Source organism: Streptomyces calidiresistens (assembly GCF_014141525.1).
GTDB classification, from domain to species: domain Bacteria; phylum Actinomycetota; class Actinomycetes; order Streptomycetales; family Streptomycetaceae; genus Streptomyces; species Streptomyces calidiresistens.
Map to the genome: position 1 here is coordinate 1 of NZ_VKHS01000620.1, position 3,386 is coordinate 3,386.

The window sequence follows — 3,386 nt, forward strand, 5'->3', positions numbered from 1 at the left end:
GACCTCCCCGTTCGAGTACGCCCCCGCCCCCGAGTCCCGCTCGGTGGTGGAGATCCCCTCCTCGCAGGGGCTGTTCGTCGACGGCGGGTTCCGCGAGGCCGCCGACGGCCGCACCCTGAAGTCCCTCTCCCCCGCGACCGAGGAGGTGCTGTGCGAGGTCGCGCACGGCGGGGAGGAGGACGTGGAGCGGGCGGTGCGCGCGGCCCGCGCGGCCTTCCCCGCCTGGTCGGAACTGCCCGGCTCCCGGCGGGCGGCGTACCTGTTCCGGATCGCGCGGCTGATCCAGGAGCGCTCCCGCGAACTGGCCGTGCTGGAGACCCTGGACAACGGCAAGCCGATCCGGGAGACCCGGGACGTGGACCTGCCGCTGGTGGCGGCCCACTTCTTCTACTACGCGGGGTGGGCCGACAAGCTGGCGCACGCGGGTTTCGGCCCCAACCCGCGCCCGCTGGGCGTGGCCGCGCAGGTGATCCCGTGGAACTTCCCGCTGCTGATGCTGGCGTGGAAGGTGGCGCCCGCCCTGGCGGCGGGCAACACGGTGGTGCTCAAGCCGGCCGAGACCACGCCGCTGGGCGCGCTGTTCTTCGCCGAGATCTGCCAACAGGCCGGGCTGCCCGCCGGTGTCGTCAATATCGTCACCGGTGACGGCGCGACCGGCGCCGCCCTGGTCGCGCACCCCGACGTGAACAAGGTGGCCTTCACCGGCTCGACCGCCGTGGGACGGGAGATCGCCCGGACGGTCGCCGGCACCGACAAGCGGCTCACCCTCGAACTGGGCGGCAAGGGGGCGAACATCGTCTTCGACGACGCCCCCCTCGACCAGGCGGTGGAGGGGATCGTCGGCGGCATCTGGTTCAACCAGGGCCAGGTGTGCTGCGCGGGCAGCCGGCTGCTGGTCCAGGAGTCGATCCACGACGAGCTCATGGAGGCCCTGGGGGCCCGGGTCGCCACGCTCCGGGTGGGCGACCCCCTGGACAAGAACACCGACATCGGCGCCATCAACTCCCCCGAACAACTGGCCCGGATCACGGAGCTGACCGAGGCCGGGGAGGCCGAGGGCGCCCACCGCTGGTCGCCGCCCTGCGAACTGCCGGAGAAGGGGTGGTGGTTCCCCCCGACCGTCTTCACCGGGGTGAGCCAGACCCACCGGATCGCCCGGGAGGAGATCTTCGGGCCCGTGCTGTCGGTGCTCACCTTCCGCACCCCCGACGAGGCGGTGGCCAAGGCGAACAACACCACCTACGGCCTGTCCGCCGGGATCTGGACCGAGAAGGGGTCGCGGATCCTGGAGCTCGCCGGCCGGCTGCGCGCCGGTGTGGTGTGGGCCAACACGTTCAACAAGTTCGACCCCACCTCGCCGTTCGGCGGTTACCGGGAGTCGGGATACGGCCGCGAGGGCGGTCGGCACGGTCTGGAGGCGTACCTCGATGTCCAGGGCTGAGTCCAGGGCCGGGTCCAAGGGCGAGAAGCGCGGGAAGCCCGCGAAGGACGCCGGGACCGCGAAGGCCACCGCGACCGCGACGGGCGGGGACGGCGGTCGTCCCGCCGTCCTCAAGACGTACAAGCTCTTCATCGGGGGGAAGTTCCCCCGTTCCGAGAGCGGACGGGTGTACCGGGTGACGGATTCGGACGGGGCCTGGCTGGCCAATCCCCCGCTGTCCTCCCGCAAGGACGCGCGGGACGCGGTGGTCGCCGCCCGCAAGGCGCTGCCGGGCTGGTCGGGGGCGACCGCGTACAACCGCGGCCAGGTGCTGTACCGGGTCGCCGAGATGCTGGAGGGGCGGCGGGAGCAGTTCGCCTCCGAGGTCGCGCGGGCGGAGGGCCTGTCCCACCGCCGGGCCGTCGAGCAGGTGGAGACGGCCGTGGACCGCTGGGTGTGGTACGCCGGGTGGGCGGACAAGCTGGCCCAGGTGGTGGGCAACGCCAACCCGGTGGCCGGCCCGTACTTCAACCTCTCGGTGCCGGAGCCGACCGGTGTGGTGGCGGTGTTCGCGCCCGCCGGTTCCTCCCTGCTGGGGGTGGTCTCGGTGCTGGCCCCGGTGATCGTGGGCGGCAACACGGCGGTCCTGGTGGCCGACGAGCGGGCGCCGCTGCCGGCGCTGTCGCTGGCGGAGGTGCTGGCCACCTCCGACGTGCCGGGCGGCGTGGTCAACGTCCTCTCCGGTCGGGCCGGGGAGTTGGGCCCGCCACTGGCCGCGCACCGGGACGTGAACGCGCTCGACCTGACCGGCGTCGGCGACGCGGAGCTGGCCGCGGGGTTGGAGCGGGAGGCCGCGGAGAACCTCAAGCGCGTGGTGCGGCCGGTCCGCTCCGCCGACGGAAGCGTCGGCCCGCCCGCGGACGTGGTCGGCGCGGGCGACCCGGGCACGGGGCGGATGACGCCGTTCCTGGAGATCAAGACGGTGTGGCACCCGATGGGGGTGTGACCACCGCGCTCCCGGGGCGGGCGGAGGGGTGCCGGGCCGCCCGCCCCGGGGGCGGCCGGAGCCCCGGAACGTGGTGAACCGCACCCGTCCCGGGGGTGAACGCCGTCCTCCCGTACGGGACAATGGTGTTCCGTGACCGAGCTCGCACCGGGGCCCTTCCGGCCCGTCGCCGCCACGGCCCCCGCGCCGATCCCCGCTCCCGGTACGGGCGTCGAGCCCGCACCGGCGCACCCGGCGCCCTCCCCGGGCGACGTCGCCCCGACTCCCCCGTGCCCCGCCCGCGTGGTGTTGCTGACCGGTCCCTCCGGGGCCGGCAAGTCCCGGCTCGCCGCGGAGAGCGGGCTGCCGGTGTTGCGGCTCGACGACTTCTACCGCGACCACGACGACCCGGCCCTGCCCCGACTGCCCGACGGGGCCGTGGACTGGGACCACCCGGGTTCCTGGGACGCGGGGGCCGCCGCGGCGGCGCTGCGCGACCTGTGCGTCCGGGGGCGGACCCGGGTGCCGGTCTACGACATCGGTCTCAGCGCCCGTACCGGCGAGCGGGAGTTCGCCCTCGACGGGGCGGGGTGCGTCATCGCCGAGGGCATCTTCGCGGCCGAACTGGTCGCCGCCTGCGCCCGGGAGGGACTGCTCGCCGAGGCGCTGTGCCTGCGGAACCGTCCCTCCACCACCTTCCGCCGCCGGCTGCTGCGCGACGTGCGGCAGAGCCGCAAGCCGCTGCCCTTCCTGCTGCGTCGCGGTTGGGCGCTGTGGCGGGCCGAGGCGGGGATCGTGCGCGACCAGGAGCGGTTGGGGGCGCGGCCGTGCGGCCGTGACGAGGCGCTGCGGCGGATCCTCCGGGCCGCCGCGGGTGCCGCCGGGACCCCCGGGACCGCGCCCGGCTCCTGACGGTTCCCGCCGCGTCCCGGGAACGGACGGACGCGGGGCCCGGCCGAACCCCCCGGTCGGACCGAACCC

Annotated in this window: 3 protein-coding genes; all 3 read left to right on the forward strand. The window is 75.0% G+C overall.

Annotation, left to right across the window (positions count from 1 at the left end):
* Positions 1 to 1,441 (forward strand): aldehyde dehydrogenase family protein (locus tag FOE67_RS20525; RefSeq protein ID WP_228474103.1); only part of this gene is annotated, 1,441 nt, incomplete at its 5' end.
* Positions 1,428 to 2,426 carry an aldehyde dehydrogenase family protein gene (locus tag FOE67_RS20530; protein WP_182666319.1) on the forward strand — a complete coding sequence of 333 codons (999 nt, stop codon included), beginning with the start codon at positions 1,428 to 1,430 and terminating at the stop codon, positions 2,424 to 2,426. The genes FOE67_RS20525 and FOE67_RS20530, both read left to right, overlap by 14 nt.
* A 282-nt stretch (positions 2,427 to 2,708) precedes the next feature.
* The gene (locus FOE67_RS20535) at positions 2,709 to 3,317 is read left to right on the forward strand and encodes a uridine kinase family protein (protein WP_182666321.1); all 609 of its coding nucleotides are present in this window, start codon (positions 2,709 to 2,711) and stop codon (positions 3,315 to 3,317) included.
* Positions 3,318 to 3,386 lie beyond the last annotated feature (69 nt).